This is a genomic window from Microbacterium sp. CH12i (assembly GCF_000685355.1).
GTDB lineage: Bacteria > Actinomycetota > Actinomycetes > Actinomycetales > Microbacteriaceae > Microbacterium.
In genome coordinates this window covers 191,647-213,023 of record NZ_JHET01000007.1, presented here as the reverse complement: position 1 = coordinate 213,023, position 21,377 = coordinate 191,647, and the positions used below count along the sequence as shown (strand labels likewise).

General features: G+C 63.4%; 19 protein-coding genes and 2 pseudogenes. 5 read left to right on the top strand and 16 right to left on the bottom strand.

Going from position 1 to position 21,377, the window contains the following annotated elements; genetic code table 11:
* Nucleotides 1-75: 75 nt before the first annotated feature.
* A complete protein-coding gene (locus tag DC31_RS09480; RefSeq protein ID WP_081813793.1) occupies nt 76-1,440 on the bottom strand; it encodes a replication-associated recombination protein A in 1,365 nt (454 codons plus the stop codon).
* Nucleotides 1,441-1,560: 120 nt separating this feature from the next.
* Here DC31_RS09480 and DC31_RS09475 point away from each other — a divergent pair, with 120 nt between their 5' ends.
* Both DC31_RS09475 and DC31_RS09470 read left to right on the top strand, forming a co-directional pair.
* Nucleotides 1,561-1,848, top strand: coding sequence for a hypothetical protein (locus DC31_RS09475; protein WP_036279324.1), 288 nt, complete (start codon nt 1,561-1,563; stop codon nt 1,846-1,848).
* A gap of 138 nt (nt 1,849-1,986) precedes the next feature.
* On the top strand, nt 1,987-2,925 hold the full coding sequence (locus DC31_RS09470; RefSeq protein WP_081813792.1) for a formate/nitrite transporter family protein: 939 nt from the start codon (nt 1,987-1,989) through the stop codon (nt 2,923-2,925).
* Between the two features lie 64 nt (nt 2,926-2,989).
* Here DC31_RS09470 and DC31_RS09465 read toward each other — a convergent pair whose 3' ends face one another.
* From DC31_RS09465 to nirB, 5 genes and pseudogenes are all read right to left on the bottom strand, one after another.
* A complete protein-coding gene (locus DC31_RS09465) occupies nt 2,990-3,679 on the bottom strand; it encodes a sirohydrochlorin chelatase (RefSeq protein ID WP_036279321.1) in 690 nt (229 codons plus the stop codon).
* A complete protein-coding gene (locus DC31_RS09460) occupies nt 3,676-4,809 on the bottom strand; it encodes a uroporphyrinogen-III synthase (protein ID WP_036279319.1) in 1,134 nt (377 codons plus the stop codon). Before DC31_RS09460 ends, DC31_RS09465 begins: the two co-directional genes overlap by 4 nt.
* Nucleotides 4,806-6,041 carry a uroporphyrinogen-III C-methyltransferase gene (gene cobA, locus DC31_RS09455; RefSeq protein ID WP_036279317.1) on the bottom strand — a complete coding sequence of 412 codons (1,236 nt, stop codon included), beginning with the start codon at nt 6,039-6,041 and terminating at the stop codon, nt 4,806-4,808. The genes DC31_RS09460 and cobA overlap by 4 nt, the downstream gene beginning before the upstream one ends.
* Nucleotide 6,042: 1 nt before the next feature.
* Nucleotides 6,043-6,420 (bottom strand): nitrite reductase small subunit NirD, encoded by a 378-nt coding sequence (nirD, locus tag DC31_RS09450; protein ID WP_036279315.1) that lies wholly within the window; start codon nt 6,418-6,420, stop codon nt 6,043-6,045.
* Nucleotides 6,417-8,943: pseudogene (gene nirB / locus DC31_RS09445) on the bottom strand (nitrite reductase large subunit NirB). The gene nirD and the pseudogene nirB overlap by 4 nt, the downstream one beginning before the upstream one ends.
* Before the next feature lie 258 nt (nt 8,944-9,201).
* On the opposite strand from nirB, the gene DC31_RS09440 reads away from it, so the two are divergent.
* The 3 genes from DC31_RS09440 (at nt 9,202) to DC31_RS16995 (ending at nt 11,154) form a co-directional block, all read left to right on the top strand.
* The gene (locus DC31_RS09440; RefSeq protein WP_235201424.1) at nt 9,202-10,551 is read left to right on the top strand and encodes a DUF349 domain-containing protein; all 1,350 of its coding nucleotides are present in this window, start codon (nt 9,202-9,204) and stop codon (nt 10,549-10,551) included.
* Nucleotides 10,552-10,603: 52 nt separating this feature from the next.
* On the top strand, nt 10,604-10,783 hold the full coding sequence (locus DC31_RS17000) for a hypothetical protein (protein ID WP_051606692.1): 180 nt from the start codon (nt 10,604-10,606) through the stop codon (nt 10,781-10,783).
* 89 nt (nt 10,784-10,872) lie between these two features.
* The gene (locus DC31_RS16995; protein WP_051606687.1) at nt 10,873-11,154 is read left to right on the top strand and encodes a hypothetical protein; all 282 of its coding nucleotides are present in this window, start codon (nt 10,873-10,875) and stop codon (nt 11,152-11,154) included.
* Here the strand turns inward: DC31_RS16995 and DC31_RS09430 are convergent.
* The 10 genes and pseudogenes from DC31_RS09430 to pdxS all read right to left on the bottom strand — a co-directional run bounded on the left by DC31_RS09430 (nt 11,151) and on the right by pdxS (nt 21,328).
* Nucleotides 11,151-13,396: pseudogene (locus DC31_RS09430) on the bottom strand (RelA/SpoT family protein). The gene DC31_RS16995 and the pseudogene DC31_RS09430 overlap by 4 nt on opposite strands.
* Before the next feature lie 25 nt (nt 13,397-13,421).
* A complete protein-coding gene (secF, locus tag DC31_RS09425) occupies nt 13,422-14,453 on the bottom strand; it encodes a protein translocase subunit SecF (RefSeq protein WP_081813791.1) in 1,032 nt (343 codons plus the stop codon).
* A complete protein-coding gene (secD, locus tag DC31_RS09420) occupies nt 14,453-16,183 on the bottom strand; it encodes a protein translocase subunit SecD (RefSeq protein WP_036279313.1) in 1,731 nt (576 codons plus the stop codon). The genes secF and secD overlap by 1 nt, the downstream gene beginning before the upstream one ends.
* Before the next feature lie 40 nt (nt 16,184-16,223).
* Entirely contained in the window at nt 16,224-16,637 is a 414-nt protein-coding gene (locus DC31_RS09415; protein ID WP_051606685.1) for a preprotein translocase subunit YajC, read from the bottom strand.
* A gap of 68 nt (nt 16,638-16,705) precedes the next feature.
* Nucleotides 16,706-17,734: a Holliday junction branch migration DNA helicase RuvB gene (gene ruvB / locus DC31_RS09410; RefSeq protein WP_036279822.1), complete on the bottom strand. Its 1,029-nt coding sequence runs from the start codon at nt 17,732-17,734 to the stop codon at nt 16,706-16,708.
* A gap of 10 nt (nt 17,735-17,744) precedes the next feature.
* Nucleotides 17,745-18,368, bottom strand: coding sequence for a Holliday junction branch migration protein RuvA (gene ruvA, locus DC31_RS09405; protein WP_036279310.1), 624 nt, complete (start codon nt 18,366-18,368; stop codon nt 17,745-17,747).
* A 9-nt stretch (nt 18,369-18,377) separates the two neighbouring features.
* Nucleotides 18,378-18,962: a crossover junction endodeoxyribonuclease RuvC gene (gene ruvC / locus DC31_RS09400; RefSeq protein WP_036279308.1), complete on the bottom strand. Its 585-nt coding sequence runs from the start codon at nt 18,960-18,962 to the stop codon at nt 18,378-18,380.
* 46 nt (nt 18,963-19,008) lie between these two features.
* Nucleotides 19,009-19,776 (bottom strand): YebC/PmpR family DNA-binding transcriptional regulator, encoded by a 768-nt coding sequence (locus DC31_RS09395; RefSeq protein ID WP_036279306.1) that lies wholly within the window; start codon nt 19,774-19,776, stop codon nt 19,009-19,011.
* 51 nt (nt 19,777-19,827) lie between these two features.
* A complete protein-coding gene (pdxT, locus tag DC31_RS09390) occupies nt 19,828-20,439 on the bottom strand; it encodes a pyridoxal 5'-phosphate synthase glutaminase subunit PdxT (protein ID WP_036279304.1) in 612 nt (203 codons plus the stop codon).
* Entirely contained in the window at nt 20,429-21,328 is a 900-nt protein-coding gene (gene pdxS / locus DC31_RS09385) for a pyridoxal 5'-phosphate synthase lyase subunit PdxS (protein WP_036279301.1), read from the bottom strand. Before pdxS ends, pdxT begins: the two co-directional genes overlap by 11 nt.
* Nucleotides 21,329-21,377: the final 49 nt, after the last annotated feature.

Here is a 21,377-nt window from a genome sequence, read left to right as displayed (position 1 = left end):
GGGGTGTGAACGAGGGGATGCCCGAAAACTGTGTTTCGAGCCGCTCAAGTCTAACAGATTGAGGTGTGTCGACCGTCAGCGGTCGCCAAGGATGCGGCGGATGCGTTCCAGGCGTGCCGAGATGTCACGTTCGGCACCCAGTTGCTTCGGCTCGTAGTAGCGCCGACGGTCGAGTTCGTCGGGCAGATACTGCTGAGGAACCACACCGAATTCGTTGTCGTGCGGGTATACATAGCCCTTGCCATGACCGAGTCGTTTGGCGCCCGCGTAGTGCGCGTCACGAAGGTGGGGCGGGACGCGGCCGAACTTTCCTGCACGAACGTCAGCGATCGCCGCGTTGATCCCGGCATACGCAGCATTGGATTTTGCCGTGGTGGCGAGATACACGGTTGCCTCGGCGAGCGGAATGCGCCCCTCCGGCATCCCGATGAAGGCGACTGCGTCTGCGGCGGCGTTGGCGATGACGAGCCCTTGGGGATCTGCGAGGCCGACGTCTTCGGCTGCGGAGATGACGAGTCGACGCGCAATGAAGCGCGGATCCTCCCCCGCCTCAATCATGCGGGCGAGATAGTGCAGCGCAGCATCCGGATCGGAGCCTCGAATCGACTTGATGAAGGCACTGATCACGTCATAGTGCTCATCACCCTGACGGTCGTATCGCAGCAGCGCGCGATCAACGGCCTGCGCAACGTCGTCGGCGGTGATCGACGGTGTCTCGTCGGCTTTAGAGGCTGCGTCTTCTTCAGCATCATCACCATCGGCGGTCGACGACAAAGCGACGGCTGCCGCCGCCTCAAGCCCGGTGAGCGCCCGCCGTGCATCGCCTGAGGCCAGCCGCACGAGCGCGGCGCGTGCGGCGTCATCGATGGACACCTTGTCGTTCAGCCCACGTGCATCGGAGACAGCACGATCAATGAGCAGTGCGATGTCTTCATCGCCGAGCGGCTGAAGGGTGAGCAACAGCGATCGCGACAACAGCGGCGAGATCACCGAGAAAGAGGGGTTCTCGGTCGTCGCGGCGATCAAGACCACCCAACCGTTCTCGACACCGGGCAGCAATGCGTCCTGCTGCGCTTTCGTGAATCGGTGGATCTCATCGAGGAACAAGATCGTCGTTTGCCCGTAGAGGTCGCGCTGCGTGATCGCCTCCTGCATCACCTCGCGCACGTCCTTCACGCCCGCGGTGACGGCTGACAGCTCCATGAAGCGCCTGCCGGAGGAACGAGCGATCGCTTGCGCAAGGGTGGTCTTGCCGGTGCCAGGCGGGCCCCAGAGGATGATCGACACGGCGCCCGGTGACGATGCCTTGGGGTCTGCCAGTGCGACGATCGGGGATCCGGCGCGAAGGAGGTGCTGCTGACCGGCGATTTCACCGAGCGACACGGGACGCATCCGCACAGCGAGCGGGGTCTGTCCCGAGAGCAGTGGCGCGGATGTCATTCATCCAGGCTAATGCGCGCATCGGACACTGAGGCGACGCGTGCAGCATCGCACGCACCGGTAGGCTCGCAGACGGCGCCCAGGCGAGGCGCCGAAGGAAGGATCATCCATGGCCCGTCGATGGCCCGTCGAGAAAAAAACGACGTACAGCGCGTACGCGCCGAGTCTGAGCGCGCTCGGCTCTATGCCGCCCGCACCGACTGGCATCAAGGGCAGATCCACCGCCGCATCCTCGACAACACGATCGCGGGTGTCGTTGGCGGTCTCATCGTCGTCGGCGCTATCGCCAGCCAGTCCGTCCACGCCTCAGTATTCGCTCCCGAACCCGAGCCGACGAACACCTCAACCCCCGGACCACTGGAGAACCCATTCTCCGGACTGTTCTCCGGCGGCGCACCCGCGCAGTAGCTCACATCCCGCGATATCGAATGTGAGCGGTTCGCTCCAGAGTCGTAACGATCAACACCTCAGCCGGAAACGCCGGTGAGTCACGCTGGGTCCAAGCCCAGCATCTGTGCTCATCCGATACGTCCGTGGAGGTTGCCCGTGTCCTATGTCAAGCCCGCCGAACTCGTCACCCGAATGGTGGACGCCGGCGCGTACAAGCTTCAACTGTCCACCCGCGACACTTTGATCCGTTCCTTCATGGGAGCGGCTTTTCTCACTATGGGTGCCGCGTTTGCTGTGACCGTCTCGACCAACACCGGCCAGCCTCTGCTCGGCGCGCTGCTGTTTCCGGTCGGCTTCGTCATCCTCTACCTCTTCGGATACGACCTGCTGACCGGCGTGTTCACGCTCGGGCCGCTGGCGGTGATCGATAAGCGACCTGGAGCGACGCTCGGGGCGATGTTCCGCAACTGGGGACTGGTATTCCTCGGCAACTTCGGGGGTGCGTTTTTCATCGCCATCCTGATGGCGATCTACTTCACCTACGGATTCTCTACCGAGCCAAGTGCAGTCGGACACGCGATCAGCGAGATCGGCCACAGCCGTACCGTCGGATACGCCGACCATGGTGCAGCAGGCATGCTCACCCTCTTCATTCGCGGCGTACTCTGCAATTGGTTGGTGTCGACCGGTGTCGTCTTGTCGATGGTGTCTGACAACGTGGTCGCGAAGATCCTCGCCATGTGGTTGCCGATCATGCTGTTCTTCTACATGGGCTTTGAGCACTCGGTCGTCAACATGTTCCTGTTCCCATCCGGCCTGCTGCTCGGTGCCGACTTCACCCTCATGGACTACCTGATCTGGAACGAGATCCCGACCGTGATCGGCAACCTCGTCGGCGGTCTGCTGTTCGTCGGACTTCCGCTCTACTTCACGCACGGCAAGCCCACCGCTCGCCGGGTTCGTGGTGAAAAGAGCACGACAAGGCGGCTGCGCCGCACCCCAGTCGCTGGCCCCACCCCGGCTCCCGTCGTCGAGGCGGCTGCCGAGTCCTCGAAGGACTCAGACCGTCTCGCAGAACCACTCAGCGTCGGCTGAGCGCAGACCAGACTGCCCCCGGAGAGACCGAAGCTCTCCGGGGGCAGTCTTGTGCGACAGGCGTTCAGACCGAAGCAAGAACCGAATGAAAGCGATCGACGACGACCCGGGCAATGCGCAGATCCGGGGCCAATGGCGCCGAGACGATGTCGGCACCCGAGTCGCTGACGAGACCGGCGAAGAATCCGGGGGCGAGCACATGGCTAGCCGCAATGACTCGGCATGCGCCGTTGACGCGGGCCAACGCCACCGCGTCGGTAATCCGTGGAATCGAGGCCGACGCGTATCCAACAGTCAGCGGAACAGGAATGCGGTCCCGCAGCTGCGCTGCGACGCACTCCACATCGTCGAGCGCGGCTGTGTTGCTGGAGCCCGCGGCCGCAAGGACGACATGATCACCGGGCAACCATCCACCGGGCAGCGCGACCGAGAGCCTGTCGACGAGGACATCGGTGATGAGCGGATGAGTGCCGAGCGGTGCGGTTTGGCGGACGTTCGCATGAGCGTGCACTGCTCGGGAAATATCCACAGCTGTGTGATAGCCGACCGACAGCAGCAGCGGAACCACGATCACGTCATCAAGCGCGGACTCTCGGGCGATGACCTCGTCGATCTGCGGCTGCTCGACGTCAACGACGGCGGCAACGATCTTGGTGTGCGGGAGGAGAACCCTCACCTCCGAGATCAGTGCGCGAATCGAGGCTTGGCCCGACGGGTCAGCAGTTCCGTGTGAACAAGCGACGAGAGTTGTCATGCGGTTTCCTCCACGGCCAGGCGGTAGCCCCGCTTCACGACGGTTCTCACGACATCAACGCCGTCGAGCGCGTCACGCACGCGCGTAACAGCCATCTCCACGGCGTGTGCGTTCTGTCCGGCCCCCGGCAGCTGCCTGCCAATCTCATCGCGAGACAACACTGCGCCCCGGGCGTCGAAGAGCGCCCCGAGCAGACTCGCTCCGGCACGAGAAAGCGGCGTGAAGGATCCGTCGAGGAGAACCCCACCGCTGCGCATCGAGAGTGCGCCGGCGGCAGTCTTGAGTGATGGCGCTCCCCCGTCGACGCCGAAATATCCGATAACGCAGCGCGCGAGCGAGCCGAGCCGCCCTCGCTCCGCAATGACCGTAGAGAGTCGGGCGTCGTGCAGCGGCGATGCGGTGATCGGTCCGACGGCTGCCAGAAGAAGCCGACCGCGCGCGGCGCGTTCACGGATCGCCTCCGTCGCGCCCATACGCTCCGCAAAGCGAATCCAGGCCGCGGCACCGGGAGCTGAGGTGAACAACACACCGTCAACTTCACCGGAAGCGGCCTGGGCCACCGAGCGCTCCACGATCTGTGGATCAGGCGGCGGACCCCAACGGTAGACGGTGAGACTCACGACATCCGCGCCCGCCGCTAAGAGGACCTCGTCCAGACCATCTGATCCTGCGCCGTGATGCTGCACCGCGACACGCTTCGCAGACAACGGCATGGAGCGCAGATACTCGCCCACCTCTGCTGCCGTCTCTGACTCGGCGACCCAGTCGGCGACGAAGCCCGCCTGCTGAATGGCGCCGTGTGCTTTCGGGCCTCTTGCCACGAAGAGCGTCGCGCGTAGAGCCTCAGACAGTTCCTCTGCGAGATCGTTCTCGTGCGCGGCATCCACCCACCCACGGAACCCGACACCTGTCGTCACAACGACGATGTGCGGCGGTGTGGCGATGAGTTCTCGCGTGCGTCTGATCAGATCGTCGTCATCGGCATTCGGAACGATGCTCAGTGCCGGTGCTCGATACACCTGCGCACCGCGTCGCTCCAGCGCGTTGGAAAGATCGCCGGCACGTCTGTCTGCGGCAACGACGAACGTGCAGCCGAGGAGTGCGGCATCCAGAAGCGTGCGGGACGTCACGAACGAATGTCTCCCACTCTCGCCGGGGTGGGAATGAGGAGCCCGGCGCGGGCCACGTCACCGAACACAATCACGGCCGGGTTCGCCACACCGACTTCGGCTGCACGCGCGAGCACCGTCCCGAGCGTGCAGTGCGTCGTACGTTGACGCGGAGTATGACCGCTTTCAATAATCGCCATGGGCAGATCGGTGGAGATGCCGTGCGCCCGCGCCGCACGTACGATCTTCGGCAGCGCTGCGACACCCATCAGCATCACGGTTGTGACGTCAGAGTCACCCAGGCCGTTCAGCGTCGTTGCAGACACCTCACCCTGTCCGTTCACGATGAGCACACTGGATGCTGTTCCCCGATGTGTGACCGGGATGCCCGCTGCTTGCGGCACCGAGATCGCACTTGAGGGTCCTGGCGTCACTTCCACCGGAATGCCGGCGAGCTGGCAGGCGATCACTTCTTCTCCCCCGCGTCCGTACACAAACGGATCGCCGCCCTTCAACCGAACGACACGCTTCCCTGCCGCAGCGTGCTCGACCAGCAGTGCGTTGATCTCCTCCTGCGCCACAAGATGATGACCAGGGCGCTTGCCGACGTCAACGACGAGCACGTCGGGGTCGAGTTCGGCGAGCACCTCGGCGGTGGGGCCGAGCCGATCGGCGATGACGACGTCGGCTTCGGCGAGCAATCGTCGAGCACGCACGGTCATGAGGTCGATGGGGCCAGGACCGCCGCCGACGAGATCGACCCGCCCTGCATGCGAGATGCGCCGCCTGCGCAGCGGAAGTTGGCCGGCGTCCAACATGCTTTCGATCGCGTCTCGTACTCCAGCTGTGCGCCGAGGATCAACGCCGGCTTCACTGACGACGCCGATCACGACATCCCCCGAGGTCGTCTGAGCGGTCATACGTGCACTGCTGTGCGCCCCGTCTGATGCGTTGATGCAGAACACCCGATTGCGCTCGCACAACGCGGCTACCTCGCGGTCGACGGCGGCGTCACCGGTGGCGGTGTGAGCGATCCACACGTCGTCGATGTCGGGTGCGCGGAAGCGTCGTTCGCGCCACTCGATCTCGTGCTCGATCACGAGAGCACGGGTTTCAGGGGCAAGCTGTGGTGCAACGAGGCGCACCACCGCACCGTCAGCGATGAATCTGCCGAGTCGGCGGGCAGCGACGACGCCGCCGCCAACGAGCAACACCTGTCGTCCGATCAGCGAGAGTCCGATCATCGTGGTCATCTCAGTCCTCCGGGTTCTCACGGTTCAAGGGCCGCAACACGACGAGTTCGTCGCCATCGCGTATGACCGGCCATACCTCGAGATGCGCGGGCTCTTTGCCTTGCGCGTCGAGGCACTCGCCGGTGCGCAAATCGAATACCTGCTTGTGCATCGGTGACGCGACAGTGGGCGCATCTCCCCTGGTACCGACGATGCCGCGCGACATCACATGTGCGCCGCTGAAGGGATCGAAGTTCGACACCGCGTGCACGTTCCCGTCTGCGAGCAAAAACAGAGCGACCTGTTCGTTACCGATGAGCGCGGCGCTTCCCCGCTCGATCACAAGATCGTGGATCGTGCACACCCGCACCGCAGTGCGATCTTCGGTCTCGACGGTCATCGACGCACCTCCAGCGTTGTTCCGGCGATCATCACGGCGCCCGACTCACGTTCTTCGGCTGTTACCGGACGCAGTTGGCCTCTTGTTGCGACGTAGCCGAGGGATGGATCCGGCACATCGGCGGCATTCACGAACGAGCGGAAGCGTGCCAGCTTCGCCGGGTCGCGCAGCGTCGCTGCCCATTCGTCCTCGTAGTTGTCGACGTGTCTGGTCATCGCTGTGTCTAGATCCACGCAGATCCCGAGAGCGTCGTCGAAGATGACAGCGCGGAGCGCATCGAGGCCGCCTTCGAGTTCCTCACACCAGGGTGCAGTGCGCTGCAGCCGGTCAGCAGTGCGGATGTAGTACATGAAGAAGCGGTCGATCGCTTGGATGAGGGCCTCGTCGGAGAGATCGGAGGCGAACAGCTCTGCGTGACGGGGCGTGAAGCCGCCGTTTCCTCCGACATACATGTTCCATCCGGTCTCTGTCGCGATGACGCCGACATCCTTCGACCGCGCCTCTGCGCATTCGCGTGCACACCCGGAGACGCCAATTTTCAGCTTGTGCGGGGCGCGCAATCCCCGATATCGAAGCTCGAGGCGGACGGCCATGCCGACCGAGTCGAGCACTCCGAAGCGACACCAGGTGGACCCGACACAAGACTTGACCGTGCGCAACGATTTTCCGTAGGCGTGGCCTGATTCGAACCCTGCGTCGACCAGTCGCTGCCAGATCAACGGCAGTTGTTCGAGCCTCGCCCCGAACATGTCGATGCGCTGGCCGCCGGTGATTTTCGTATAGAGAGCAAAATCCTCGGCGATCTGCCCGATCACGACCAGGCCCGCCGGTGTCACTTCGCCGCCCGGCATCCGCGGCACCACCGAATAGGTGCCGTCTTTTTGCATATTCGCCATGACGTGGTCGTTCGTGTCCTGCAGGCTGGCATTTTCGCCATCGAGTACGTGGGCGCCGACCAGCGCCGAAAGGATGCTGGCAAGAGCCGGTTTGCAGATATCACACCCGCGGCCGCGGCCAAACCGTTCGATGATCGCGCTAAACGTGGTCAGCTCAGACACCCGCACAGCATCGAAGAGCTGTCGGCGCGACAGATCGAAGTGCTCGCACAGAGCGTTCGATACGGTCTGGCCGAGTTTGGTCAGTTCCTGTCCGACGATCTTCTTGACCATGAGCACGCACGACCCGCACGTCGCGCCGGCCTTCGTGCATGCCTTCACCGCGCCGGCATCTGTGCACCCCTCATCATGCACGGCTTGTCGGATCCGACCAGCGGTCACGTTTGAGCACGAGCAGACGACAGCCTCATCTGGGAGCTCCCCGGTGGGGGCCTCCACGCCACCGGAAGGCATCAGATAGGCCACCGGGTCTGCGCCGAGACGCGCGCCCACCAGGGGCCGGAGCGAGCCGTACGCAGACGCGTCGCCGATCAGGATGCCACCAAGCAGCGTCTGCGCGTCGTCGGAGAGCACGAGCTTCTTGTATACGCCGGCCACCGGATCGCGTATATGACGTCAAGCGCGTTCGTAGTGTGGGCAAATGCGTCACCGAAACTTGCTACATCCACGCCGGAGAGTTTGAGCTTGGTGGATTCGTCGTAGCCGGGGAAAGTCGCATCTCCCCCAAGGAGCCGTGTTGCCGCGATCTCCGCCATCGCATAACCGGGAGCGACAAGTCCGACGCTGCGACCGTCAAAGCTGGCGACCTCGCCGATGGCAATAATCGACGGGTCGCTCGTTCGGCAGCGATCGTCGATGAGCACGCCTCCGGTGGGGTGCACATTCAGGTGGGCGGCGCGTGCGAGTTCGTCACGCGGCCGGACCCCGACGGTGAAGATGACCACGTCGCGCGATGAAAGCTGCCGTCCTGGAATTCGAGTGCCGTGACAGCCCCTGACGCGTCGGGGTCGAGTCGTGTGGTGCGTGATTGCGTACGAACACTAATTCCTTTGGCTTCGATGAGGCGACGCAGCATCCCACCGCCGGCGATGTCGAGTTGTGCAGACATCAGGCGATCGGATGACTGCACCACAGTGCATTCGACATCAAGGCTCTGTAGCGCCCCCGCGGCTTCTAGGCCCAGCAGCCCCCCTCCGATGACGGCCCCTCGAAGCGGGCGCCCGAGTTCAGCACCGCGACGCGATACGAATTGACGCAGAGCCTGTACGTCGTCGAGCGTGCGGTAGACGAAGCATCCCGGCAGATCTGCGCCGTCCACAGCGACGCGCGCCGCGTATGAGCCGGTGGCAAGCACGAGCGTGTCGTATCCGAGCGAGCGATGAGCCCGCGTTGTCACCGTCTTCGCAACTCGATCGATCCGGGTGACGCGGTCGTCAGCGATGAGGGTGACACGATCGTCGTCGAACACTCCTGGGTCGAGCGTGAGCTGTTGCGGTGTCGAGCCAGCGAAGTAGCCGGTTAGTCCCACGCGATCATAAGGGGCACGGTTCTCATCCCCTATCACGGTGATGCGCATCCCGGCCTCCGCCCGGCTGAGCACGCTCTCTACGAGTCGGTGTGCAACCATTCCGGCGCCTACGACGAGAATGTCTGTCGTGTTCTCGATGTTCTCGTTCACGGTGCCTCCTGCGGGTCGGTGATGCTCAGACGTTATGCGCGCGGTGTTTCACGGACCCGGCGACTGTTGTTACGCGCATCGAACGTTCTCCTCACAAACGGATAACGGTGGCGTGAGAATTGAGGCATCTCCGGGGGGTCCGCTCTCGTACTAGGCTGAACAACGTCCTTTCCCCCTCCCGCGGGCTGACCGCGCAAGGAGCACATCGTGTCTGCCACCGAGCCTTCGAAGCCGACTCCCCCCGTTCCCGCACCCCCGCGCATCCCGATGCCGTCGCGCCCTACCGTGCCAGCAAAGCCGGTGACCCCGGTCTCTCCGGTCGCGGCAGCTGACTCTGCCGATTGGGGTCGCGTCGCTGAGGACGGCACCGTTGAAGTCCGCGAGGGCGACGATTGGCGCGTTGTCGGGCAGTACCCGGACGGCACGCCAGATGAGGCGCTCGCGTATTTCGTGCGCAAGTTTGATGACCTCGCCTTCAAGGTGAACACGCTCGAGCAGCGACACCAGGCCGGTGGCGCCTCCGCCAGCGATCTGACCGCGCAGGCGAAGAAGCTTGTCGGTGAGGTGACGGAAGCTGCCGCGGTCGGTGACCTTGCATCGCTGCAGGCACGAATCGCCACGCTGACTGAGGCGCTGGCGCAGGCCAGTGCAGCTGAGGCCCAGCAGGCGAAGGAACTCGTAGACAAGGCCATCGCCGAGCGCACGGTGCTCGTCGAGAGCATCGAAGAGATCGCGGCGCGTGATTTCTCGAAGGTGCAGTGGAAGCAGGTCACCGAAGAGGTGACAACGCTTTTCGACACCTGGCAGGCGCAGCAGCAGACCGGACCCCGGTTGCCGAAGGGCGCCTCGCAGCAGCTCTGGAAGCGATTCCGCGACGCACGCTCGGTGGTCGATAAGAACCGTCGCGCCTTCTATGCCGACCTCGACGAGACGCACAAGGCGTCGCGTGACCGCAAGACGCAGCTGATCGAACGTGCCGAGGCTCTCGAGCCGAAGGGCGTCGACGGAATCCCCGCGTACCGCAGCCTTCTCGATGACTGGAAGGCCTCTGGTCGGGCCGGACGCAAGGCAGACGACGCACTCTGGGCACGTTTCAAGGCTGCTGGCGACGCTCTCTATTCGGCTCGTGCCGAGCAGTCGGCTGCAGAGGAAGCCGAATCGGCTCCGAAGATCGAGGCCCGACAGGCGCTCCTTGAAGAAGCAAAGGCCGTCGCCGATGAATCCAACATCAAGCAGGCCCGCGCGCTGCTCACGCGCATTCAGACGCAATGGGATGCCGTCGGTCGAGTCTTCCCCCGCGACAAGGAACGTGCGCTAGATGACAAGCTCCGCGTGATTGAGCAGGCGCTCAAGTCTCGCGAAGAGGTCGATTGGAAGCGCAACAACCCTGAGACCAAGGCGCGGGCGAACGACATGAGCCAGCAGCTGCTCGACGCGATTGAGAAGCTCGAGTCAGAGAAAGCCGCAGCAGAGGCATCCGGCAACAAGAAGGCTGCCAAGGAAGCTGCGGATGCACTCGAGGCTCGTCGCGCGTGGCTGAACGCGCTCGGCGCCTGACGGTTATCCACAGGCTGCTCCGGGCAACGGAAGGGCACGGCACACTGAACCTGTGCACAAGTCCCTGTTCTATCTGCCCGGTGGGTTGCTCTCACAGCCCGAGCTGAACTCAGCGCGGCTAGACGGGCTGCTGTTTGAGCTCGGTGCGGGCTATATGCCCGCCGACATCCCTGAGGGCGTCGACGCGCGGGCGGCGGCGCTCATCCCGATCGTGTCCCCTGCTTCGCCGTGAGTGGACCAAGCGCGGCGTGGGTGCATGGTGTTGGGGACGCTGCACCCCTGCGGCACCATATTCAGCGTGCTGTCGATCGCCGACCTCGCGTGACGGCTGCGTACAACGTCGTCGTGCACGAAAGCAGACTGCCGGATGCCGACATCATCGTCGTCGCGGATGTATCGGTGACGACCGCGCAGCGCACCCTCACAGACCTCATTCTCGGCGCCAGCCGGTACCCGGAGTACGTCGTGTGGATGCAGCTCCTCGCCCAGCAAATGCCGACGTTACTTCCGCATGTGCATGAGCACTTGTCTGCACGCCCGAGGCTGCCCGGCCGTCGTGCCGCACTGACGGTGGTGGAGAGATTGGTAGGAGAAAACGGTTAGGACGTCACGCGATAGACGTCGTAGACCGCGTCGATGCGGCGGACCGCGTTGAGCACCCGATCCAGGTGCACCGCGTCGCCCATCTCGAACACGAACTTGCTGATTGCGAGGCGCTCGTTCGTGGTCGACACGGTCGCAGACAGGATGTTCACATGATGCTCGCTCAGTACGCGCGTGACGTCCGAGAGCAATCCAGCGCGGTCAAGAGCTTCGACCTGAATCTGAACGCGGAAGACGCTCTTCGTGGTCGGCGCCCATTCGACTTCAACGAAGCGCTGCTCCTCAGCACTCAGCGCCTTCACGTTGACGCAGTCCGAGCGGTGTACAGAAACGCCGCTTCCGCGCGTCACGAAGCCGACGATCGGATCGCCAGGCACCGGCGTGCAACACTTGGCGAGCTTGACCAGGATGTCGTCGGCGCCGCGCACCAGAATGCCCGAATCGCCGGCGCGGGGCTCCCGAGTGCGCGGTCGTCCGGGAATCTCGATCGCACCGGTGCCGGTGTCATTCGCCGCGACGTTCGCCGTGACTTTCTCGAGCACGGACTGCGTAGAGACATGTCCTTCGCCGACTGCTGCGTACAGGGCGGAGACGTCTTCGTAGTGCAGCTGCTGCGCGACTCTGAGAACGAGTCCTGACTCATCAACCGCTGGAGCGGCAGGTTCTGTCGTCGCATCGCGCGTGCGATGGCCTCTTTGCCCTGTTCGATCGCCTCTTCGCGGCGCTCCTTGGTGAACCAACCCTTGATCTTGTTGCGTGCGCGGGTGCTTTTGACGAAGCCGAGCCAGTCCTGGCTGGGGCCGGCATCCGGGTTCTTCGAAGTGAAGACCTCGACGACGTCACCACTCTTGACGACGGTCTCCAACGGCACCAAGCGCCCGTTGACCTTCGCACCCATGGTGCGGTGGCCGATCTCGGTGTGCACGGCGTAGGCGAAGTCGACGGGAGTCGCACCGCTGGGAAGTCCGATGACCCGCCCCTTCGGGGTGAAGACGTAGACCTCTTTCGCCCCGATCTCGAAGCGCAGCGAGTCGAGGAATTCACTGGGGTCTGCGGTCTCGGCCTGCCAGTCAGAGATGTGCGCAAGCCACGTCATATCGGTGTCGGTGGGACCAGAATCGGGGCGGCCGCCGTTCATCCGCTCTTTGTACATCCAGTGCGCTGCGACCCCGAACTCTGCCTGCTGATGCATTTCGTGAGTGCGAATCTGAATCTCTACGGTGCGCCCGCTGGGCCCGATCACCGTGGTGTGCAGCGACTGATACAGATTGAATTTGGGGGTGGCGATGTAGTCCTTGAACCGGCCGGGCAGCGGCGTCCAGCGCGCGTGGATCGCGCCGAGCACCGCGTAGCAGTCGCGGACCGATCCGACCAGCACCCGGATGCCGATGAGGTCGTAGATGTCGTCGAACTCGCGTCCGCGGATGACCATCTTCTGATAGACGGAGTACAGCTGCTTTGGCCGACCAACGACCTTGCCGCGGATGCGGAGATCGTGCAGGTCTTCGTTGATGGACTGGATGACCGACTGCAGATACTTCTCGCGCTGCGGGGTGCGTTGCGCGATGAGGCTGGTGATCTCGGCGTAGATCTTGGGATGCAGCACCGCGAACGAGAGATCTTCGAGCTCTGACTTAATCGCTTGGATTCCGAGGCGATTCGCGAGCGGCGCGTAGATCTCCAGCGTCTCTCTGGCTTTGCGCTCTGCTTTCTCTGGCGGGACAAACCCCCAGGTGCGGGCATTGTGCAGACGGTCGGCGAGTTTGATCAGGAGAACACGGATGTCCTTGGACATCGCGACGATCATCTTGCGGACGGTCTCGGCTTGAGCACTCTCGCCGTACTTGACCTTGTCGAGCTTCGTGACGCCATCTACGAGCATGGCGACTTCGTCGCCGAACTTCTCGGTCAGCTCGGAGAGCGCGTAGCCGGTGTCTTCTACCGTGTCGTGCAGCAAGGCCGCAGCGATTGCGCGAGGTCCGAGACCCATATCGGCGAGGATCTGTGCGACAGCAAGCGGATGGGTGATGTAGGGCTCGCCGCTCTGACGCTTCTGACCTGCATGCTTCTCGCTGGCGACCTGATACGCGCGGCTGATGATCGCGAGATCACCCTTGGGGTGATTCACTCGCACCGTGCGGATCAGGTTGTCGAGGTCGTTGATGCGGGGGGCGCGCGAGAAGATGCGGGGTACGAGTCTTCTGAGACTCGATCCCTGCGTCGGCGCGTTAGCCTCCGCCATCACTTCACCTCCGGGTCAGAACATCTTACGCGTGTCGGCAGAGGAACCCTCCGCCAGCGAACAGCTCTACGCGTCGGTCAGCGCGCGAGCGCGCAACTCGAGCACGCGCTTGTCGCGCTCGACGATCTGCGGCTCTTTTTTCGCGGAAGAGCGAGTAGAGCGGCGCTGCGACAAAGAGCGTTGAGTATGTCGCGACGAGGATGCCGACGAAGATCGACAGCGAGATATCGGTAAGGGTCTCTGCACCGAGCCAGAACGCGCCGATGAACAGGATCGCGCCCACCGGGAGCGCCGCGACGATCGACGTGTTGATCGATCGAATCAGCGTCTGGTTGACGGCAAGGTTCACCGATTCGCCGAAGGTGCGGGCAGAGTTCTCCCCGTCTTCGGTGGTATTTTCTCGGATCTTGTCGAACACGACCGTGGTGTCGTACAGCGAATACGCCAGGATCGTGAGGAACCCGATAACGGCAGCCGGCGAGATCTCGAAGCCGGCCAGTGCATAGACGCCGACCGTGATGATGAGCACGTCGAGCAGACCGAGGATCGCAGCGGCGGACATCTTCCAGGTGCGGAAGTAGACCGCGAGGATCAGGAACGTCAGGGCGAGGAAGATCGCAAGTCCCCACAGCGACTGCCGTGTGACGTTCTCACCCCAGGCCGGACCGATGAAGGATGACGTCACCTCGGCCGGGTCTACCTTGTAGGCGTCGGCGAGGGCCGTGGCGACGAGCTGCGTGTCTTCAGCACTCATCTGGTCGGTCTGGACGCGCACGTTCGTGTCGCTGACGATAACGACCTTGGTGGTGGCTCCTGGAACAACGGAGTGCACGGCGTCAGTTGCAGTGCTCTGCTGGACGCTATCCGGTGCGAGCACCATGAACTGCGATCCGCCGGTGAACTCGATCGAGAACTGCACGGGACGCAGCAGCGGCACGAGAGCGGATGCCACAACCAGTGCGATCGCGATGATGAACCAAAGGCGGCGTCTGCCGACGAACGGGAAAGAAGTCTTCCCGCTGTAAAGGTTGTTACCGAACTCATTCATGGAAGCCATCAGCGGTTTCCCTCGCTTCCGGAATCCGTAGTTTTGTCTCCGGTCAACACCGCGGCACGTTTACGCTCGGCGATAGTTTGTCGGCGTTCTGCTTCGGCACGGGAGCGGCCGTTCTTTGCTGCCCGCCCCCCGGATGCCGGCGTGATCTGACGGAACTGCGTGCGCGTATGGTAAACGGCGCCCAGCGCCTCTGGGTCGAGACCAGACAGCTTGTGACCGCCGCCGAAGAAGCGGGTCCTGGCGAGGATCTGCATTACCGGGTGCGTGAAGATCACGAAGATCAGCACGTCAATCAGCGTCGTGAGTCCGAGTGTGAAGGCGAAGCCCTTGACCGTCGAATCCGCGAGGATGTACAACACGACCGCGGCGAGCACGTTGATCGACTTCGAGATGTAGATCGTGCGCTTCGCGCGCCCCCAGCCGTCTTCGACGGCGCTGGTGATGGACTTTCCGTCGCGTAGTTCGTCTCGTATTCGCTCGAAGTAGACGATGAACGAGTCGGCCGTGAAACCGATCGAGACGATAAGGCCTGCGACACCCGCGAGCGATAGGCGGAAACCAAGTCGCCACGCGAGGATGCACACGATCACGTAGGTGAGAACACCCATCACGGCGATCGATGCGATGATCACGGTGCCGAGTGCGCGGTAGCTGAGCAGCGAGTAGAGCGCGACGAGCGCAAGCCCGATGAGTCCGGCGATGAGTCCGATCTGCAGCTGCTGTGTACCCAGCGTTGCCGAGATCGTGTCGGAGCTCTCAGTGGTGAAGCTCAACGGCAGCGCGCCGTACTTCAACTGGTCGGCGAGCGTCTTCGCCGACTCCTGAGTGAACGACCCAGAGATGCTGGGCTTGCCGTTGAGGATGACGCCGTTCATCTGCGGAGCGGAGATCACTTCGCCGTCGAGAACGAACGCGAACTGGTCACGCGGGCTGAGGTTCGCGAGCTTGTTCTGGTACAGCCGCTGGCTGGTCTCGCCGAAGATCTTGGTGCCGTGCGCGTTCAAGCTCAGCTGCACCGTCCAGGCGCCGCTTTGCTGGTCGCGCCCGCTGGTGGCGTCGTCGATGGCGTCTCCGGAGAGTTCCATCGGGCCGAGGATGTACTTGAACTGCTTGGTGTCGTCGCACGTGATCAGCGGCTGGTCCGCGGGTGCATTAGTCGCATCAGTCCGCGGCTTGGCGCAGTCGAACGCGAGGAACTCGGCCTGCAACTTCTCGGTAACCCACGACGGATCGCTGCCATCGGTCGGCTCTGGTGAGGGAATGGCGTTCGCGGAAGGGTCCGGAGTCGGGTACGGCGTGGAGTTACCATCTTCGCCGACGAATTCGGTGGCTGCGCCTGAGGCATAGATGACCGATCGGAACTCAAGCTGCGCGCTCGCCTCGATCCGTGCGCGGGTCTCCGCGTCGGCCGCACCTGGGATCTGGACGACAATGTTGCGTCCGCCCTCGGTTGTGATGTCGGCCTCGGCAACGCCAGCTGAGTCAACGCGCTGGCGGATGATCGCGGCAGCCTGGTCGAGCTGGTCCTGCGTCGGATCAGCACCGTCCGGGGTGACAGCGCTGAGAACGATCTGGGTGCCGCCCTGCAGGTCGAGGGCGAGCTCAGGGCTCCAGGAGCTCTTTCCGAATCCGTACACGCCGATCGCGTTGACGCCGAACAAAGCGGCCGTCACGAGAAGAAGTGTGAGAAGGACCTTCCAGGCATGACGAACAGGTGAAGAGGATGCCACGTACGTTCAGCTTTCTACGATGCCGGCGGGCGTTGAAGGACTACTTGCCGTCGGAGTCGCGGTCGAGACGAGCGCGGGTCTCCTCAGGCGTCTCGAGAGCGGCGGGGTGCTCTTCAACGACCGGGTGGCTGTCCGCATCGAGGTCGACAGCGAAGTCATCATCGATCTGCTCTTCGAGAGCATCCGTCGGCTCAACGACGCGCAGGATTGCCTGGCTGTGCACCTCGATGACGGTGCCGGGCGCGATCTCAACGAGCGCGGGCTCGTCCAGGTTCTCCGGGTCGAATGCAACGATCGTGCCGTACAGGCCGCCCTGCAGCAGGACCTTGGCGCCAGGAATCGTCTTGGTGGCCTTCTCTGCCTGGTCAGCCTTCTGCTGCTTGGTGCGCTTGCGGGTGTTGAAGATCATAAACACCAGAAGAACAGCGAGAAGACCGAAGAGGATGATTTCCATCAGGAAGTGCCTTTCAAATGCGCGCGCATCGATGGGCGCGCAGGGGGATCAGGGGAAGCCTTCAGCGATTATAGGTCATCGAGCAATGCGGCCTGCTCTGGATGCCGCAGGCCGAGGTGCTCATATGCCTCTGGGGTTGCCACGCGTCCTCGGGGTGTGCGTCCGAGGAACCCAATGCGCACGAGGAAGGGTTCGACGACGCTTTCCACCGTCTCAGCCTCTTCACCGACAGCCACCGCCAGCGTGCTGAGCCCCACGGGCCCGCCACGGAAGCGTCGAACGAGCGTATCGAGCACTGCGCGGTCGAGGCGATCGAGACCGATCGGGTCGACGTCATAGAGATCGAGCGCCGCATGCACGTCCGAAATGGATGCATCGCTGAGCTCGCCGTGCACGAGCGCGTAATCTCTCACTCTACGCAGCAGGCGGTTCGCGATGCGTGGTGTGCCCCGGGAGCGGCGCGCGATCTCTGAGCGGGCATCTGTGGGCAGCGAGATGCCGAGAACGCTCGAGGAGCGCGCGATGACCTTTTCGAGGTCGCTGTCTTCATAGAACTCAAGGTGACCCGTGAAGCCGAACCTGTCGCGCAGCGGGTTGGGAAGAAGGCCCGAGCGTGTCGTGGCTCCTACGAGGGTGAAGGGGGCCAGGTCGAGTGGGATGCTGGTCGCTCCTGCACCCTTGCCTACCATGATGTCGATCCGGAAGTCTTCCATCGCGAGGTACAGCATCTCTTCGGCAGAGCGCGCCATGCGGTGGATCTCGTCGATGAACAGCACCTCGCCAGGCACAAGACTCGATAACAGCGCTGCGAGGTCTCCGGCGTGCTGAATCGCAGGACCACTGGAAAGTCGGAGCGGGCGCTCGCTCTCATACGCGACGATCATCGCGAGCGTGGTCTTCCCGAGGCCAGGGGGGCCTGCGAGCAGGATGTGATCCGGCGGGCGATTCTGGATACGAGCGGCATCGAGCAGCAGCTGCAACTGACCGCGCACCTTGGGCTGCCCGACGAATTCACCAAGGCTGCCGGGACGCAGCGCGCCTTCGATCGCGAGTTCGGTCTCGTCGATCGGTTCAGCGGGATCTCTACCGTCGGCGATGTTCATGCCGTCATCCACGTGACGCACCCGCCTTGGCTGGCCCGAGAGCCGCGAGCGCCTGACGCAGCAGCGCAGACACCGACCTACGGTCAGCGTCGCTTGCGGCAGCCGCAGTCTCGGCAGCGGCTTCGAGGGCGACTCGCTCTGACCAACCGAGACCCATCAGCGCTGCGCTGAGCTGGGTGACCACATCGGTTTCGCCAGACGCGCTTCGACCACCGGCGGCCGCGGATGGCGGCTGCAACTTGCCGGCGAGTTGCACAACGATGAGCTTGGCTGTCTTCGGACCGATGCCCGACACTCGGCGGAACGGGGCGTCATCGTCATCGGCGACAGCCGTGGCGATCTGGTCGACAGTGAGATGCCCGAGCACACCGAGCGCAGACTTCGGCCCCACACCGGTCACGCTCAGTAGATGACCGAACACCTCAAGCTCGAGCGGCTCAGTGAATCCGAACAGTGTCAGCGCGTCTTCGCGGACGATGAGGCTGGTGTGCAGGCGCAGCTGCTCGCCGATTCGAGCGGTGTGCGCGATATCGCCGGGAACAAAGACGAAGAAGCCCACGCCGCCGACTTCGATCACGACGTGGTCGACACCAGTGGAAAGCACGAGCCCGCGCAGCGAGGAAATCATCCCCTCAGCCTACGAGCCTGATCGTAGATATGTTCGAGCGACACGCTCAGCATCCGCCCATGCGCGCTGCGCAGGAGTCAGAGATTCAGAGGATCCGGGCGCTGCTCCGCCCCTCCGCCAGGCATGACACAGTGCGATCGCGAGCGCATCTGCTGCGTCGGCGGGCTGAGGGGGCGCATCGAGCCGAAGGATGCGCGCAATCATCGCCTGCACCTGCTTCTTGTCAGCCGAGCCGTAGCCGGTGACGGCCGCCTTGACCTCGCTCGGAGTATGCGTAGCGGCGGGGAGCCCTGCTTCCGCCGCAACGAGCAGCGCCACACCACTGGCCTGAGCGGTACCCATCACGGTGTGGCTGTTGTGCTGCGCGAAAACGCGCTCAACGGCGACGGCATCCGGGCTGTGCTCTTCGAGAACCAATCGGATGCCGGCCGCGACGGCCGCGAGACGTTCACCGATCGGCGCATCCGGTGGAGTGCGGATGACGCCGACATGCACGAGTGTTGCGTGACGCGAACGCGCGACGTCGACGATCCCGACCCCGCACCGGGTCAGACCGGGGTCGATCCCGAGCACACGCAAAGAAGAAGCCGCCACTCCCCCAGGCTAAGCGCCAGAGGAGCGACGGCCAGGGCGGCGCGCCTTATTCTTCATCCTCGTCGTTGGCGAGTTCGGCCTGCACCTCTGCGGTGAGGTCGAAGTTGCTGTACACGTTCTGCACATCTTCGCTGTCTTCGAGAGCGTCGATGAGACGGAAGATCTTCCGCGCAGTGTGCGCGTCTACTTCGACCTTGAGGTTCGGCACGAACTCGATGTCGGCGGATTCATAGTCGATACCGGCATCCTGCAGCGCAGTACGGACTTTAACCAGGTCGGTGGCCTCTGTGATGACTCCGAAGTCGTCGCCGTGCGGCTCGATCTCTTCGGCGCCTGCCTCGAGAACAGCTTCCATCACGTCGTCTTCGGTCGTGCCCTCAGAGCCGACGACGATGACACCCTTGCGGGTGAAGTTGTATGCGACGCTTCCGGGGTCAGCGAGGTTGCCGCCGTTGCGGCTCAGCGCCGTGCGCACCTCTGCGGCAGCACGGTTCTTGTTGTCGGTCAGACACTCGATCATGAGCGCGACACCGTTCGGGCCGTAGCCCTCGTACATGATCGAGAGGTACTCGACCACTTCGCCGCCGATGCCCGCACCGCGCTTGACGGCACGGTCAATGTTGTCCTTGGGGACAGACATCTTCTTCGCCTTGAACACCGCGTCGAAAAGTGTTGGGTTGCCGGACATATCGGCGCCGCCGAGCTTGGCTGCGACCTCAATGTTCTTGATGAGCTTGGCCCACGACTTCGCGCGCCTCGAGTCGATGACAGCCTTCTTGTGCTTCGTCGTCGCCCACTTGGAATGCCCGGACATATATCTCCGCTCGTGTGTTCGCCCCGCTTGGCCCGCAGGGCATCGACCATTCTAGCGAACAGTCCTCGAATTCACTTTTGCGAGGAATCGCTGATGGAATCGAGTCTCACCATTCATTTCCGGGTGAAAGCTCGTGCCCAAGAGGTTGCCCTGCTCTACCGCAACTATTCGCCCGTCCACGAGCGTCGCCAACACCTGAGCGTTCCGGCCCACGCGCTCGACAATCGGCGCACGGATGAATGTCGCTCGCACGGGAGGCTTCCCCAGAGCTGGCACATCGAGCTCGGTCTCAAATGACTCGCTTTGCCGTCCGAAGGCGTTGCGACGGACGGCGATGTCGATCCCGCCGAAGCTCTCCTGACCCTCGATCGCGTCGAGCACTGTATCTGCGAGCATGATGAGCCCGGCGCAGGTGCCGTAGATGGGCAGTCCGTCGCGGATCGCCGCTCGCAGTGGCTCTCGCAGTCCGAATATGCGGCTCAGCTTGTCGATGACGCTCGACTCGCCCCCCGGAATGACAAGCCCTTGCACGCTTTCGAGTTCTTCCGGTCGCCGAACCCGCACGACGTCGGCCCCCAGCTCTCGAAGTATTGTCTCGTGCTCACGCACATCACCCTGGAGAGCGAGAACGCCGATGCGAGGCGGCTGTGCTTTACCAGCCACGCTCAGAGAGGCGGTGCGGTGCGGGCAGGTCAGAAACGTTGATGCCGACCATTGCCTCGCCGAGTCCGCGTGAGACCTCGGCAACAACCTTTGGGTCGTCGAAGAATGTCGTCGCCTTCACGATCGCCGCGGCGCGTTCGACAGGGTTGCCCGACTTGAAAATGCCAGACCCGACGAAGACACCATCCGCACCGAGCTGCATCATCATCGCGGCATCTGCGGGAGTCGCCACTCCGCCAGCAACAAACAGCACGACGGGAAGTTTGCCGGTCTCGGCGATCTCAGCGACGAGCTCGTACGGCGCCTGCAGCTCTTTCGCCGCGACGAACAGCTCGTCCTTTGTCATCGAGCGGAGCACGTTGATCTCCGAGCGAATCTTGCGGATGTGCTTGGTCGCCTCTGAGACATCGCCGGTGCCCGCCTCGCCCTTGGAGCGAATCATCGCCGCGCCCTCGTTGATCCGACGCAGCGCCTCGCCCAGGTTGGTCGCGCCACAGACGAACGGTACGTTGAAGCCGAATTTGTCGATGTGGTTCACGTAGTCGGCGGGTGAAAGTACCTCTGACTCATCGATGTAGTCCACGCCGAGTTCCTGCAGCACCTGAGCCTCGACGAAGTGACCGATGCGCGCTTTCGCCATCACCGGAATCGACACCGACGCGATGATGCTGTCGATCATGTCGGGGTCGCTCATTCGAGAAACACCACCCTGAGCACGAATGTCAGCGGGCACTCGCTCGAGCGCCATGACGGCAACGGCGCCGGCATCTTCGGCGATCTTCGCCTGATCGGCGGTGACAACGTCCATGATGACGCCGCCCTTGAGCATCTCTGCGAGGCCGCGCTTCACGCGGGCTGATCCAGTGGTCGAATTCTGATCTGCAGTCATGGCTGACCCTTTCGGCATATTCAAAGTCTGGTTTGATCTATGCCAAAAC

What these genes read in the sequence shown, in the direction of transcription:
- DC31_RS09395 (WP_036279306.1), bottom strand. Translation starts at nt 19,776, where the DNA reads ATGTCCGGGCATTCCAAGTGGGCGACGACGAAGCACAAGAAGGCTGTC.
- DC31_RS09465 (WP_036279321.1), bottom strand. Translation starts at nt 3,679, where the DNA reads ATGACAACTCTCGTCGCTTGTTCACACGGAACTGCTGACCCGTCGGGC.
- DC31_RS09480 (WP_081813793.1), bottom strand. Translation starts at nt 1,440, where the DNA reads ATGACATCCGCGCCACTGCTCTCGGGACAGACCCCGCTCGCTGTGCGG.
- pdxS (WP_036279301.1), bottom strand. Translation starts at nt 21,328, where the DNA reads ATGACTGCAGATCAGAATTCGACCACTGGATCAGCCCGCGTGAAGCGC.
- DC31_RS09475 (WP_036279324.1), top strand. Translation starts at nt 1,561, where the DNA reads ATGGCCCGTCGAGAAAAAAACGACGTACAGCGCGTACGCGCCGAGTCT.
- ruvA (WP_036279310.1), bottom strand. Translation starts at nt 18,368, where the DNA reads ATGATTTCCTCGCTGCGCGGGCTCGTGCTTTCCACTGGTGTCGACCAC.
- nirD (WP_036279315.1), bottom strand. Translation starts at nt 6,420, where the DNA reads ATGACCGTCGAGACCGAAGATCGCACTGCGGTGCGGGTGTGCACGATC.
- cobA (WP_036279317.1), bottom strand. Translation starts at nt 6,041, where the DNA reads ATGACCACGATGATCGGACTCTCGCTGATCGGACGACAGGTGTTGCTC.
- secF (WP_081813791.1), bottom strand. Translation starts at nt 14,453, where the DNA reads ATGGCTTCCATGAATGAGTTCGGTAACAACCTTTACAGCGGGAAGACT.
- DC31_RS09415 (WP_051606685.1), bottom strand. Translation starts at nt 16,637, where the DNA reads ATGGAAATCATCCTCTTCGGTCTTCTCGCTGTTCTTCTGGTGTTTATG.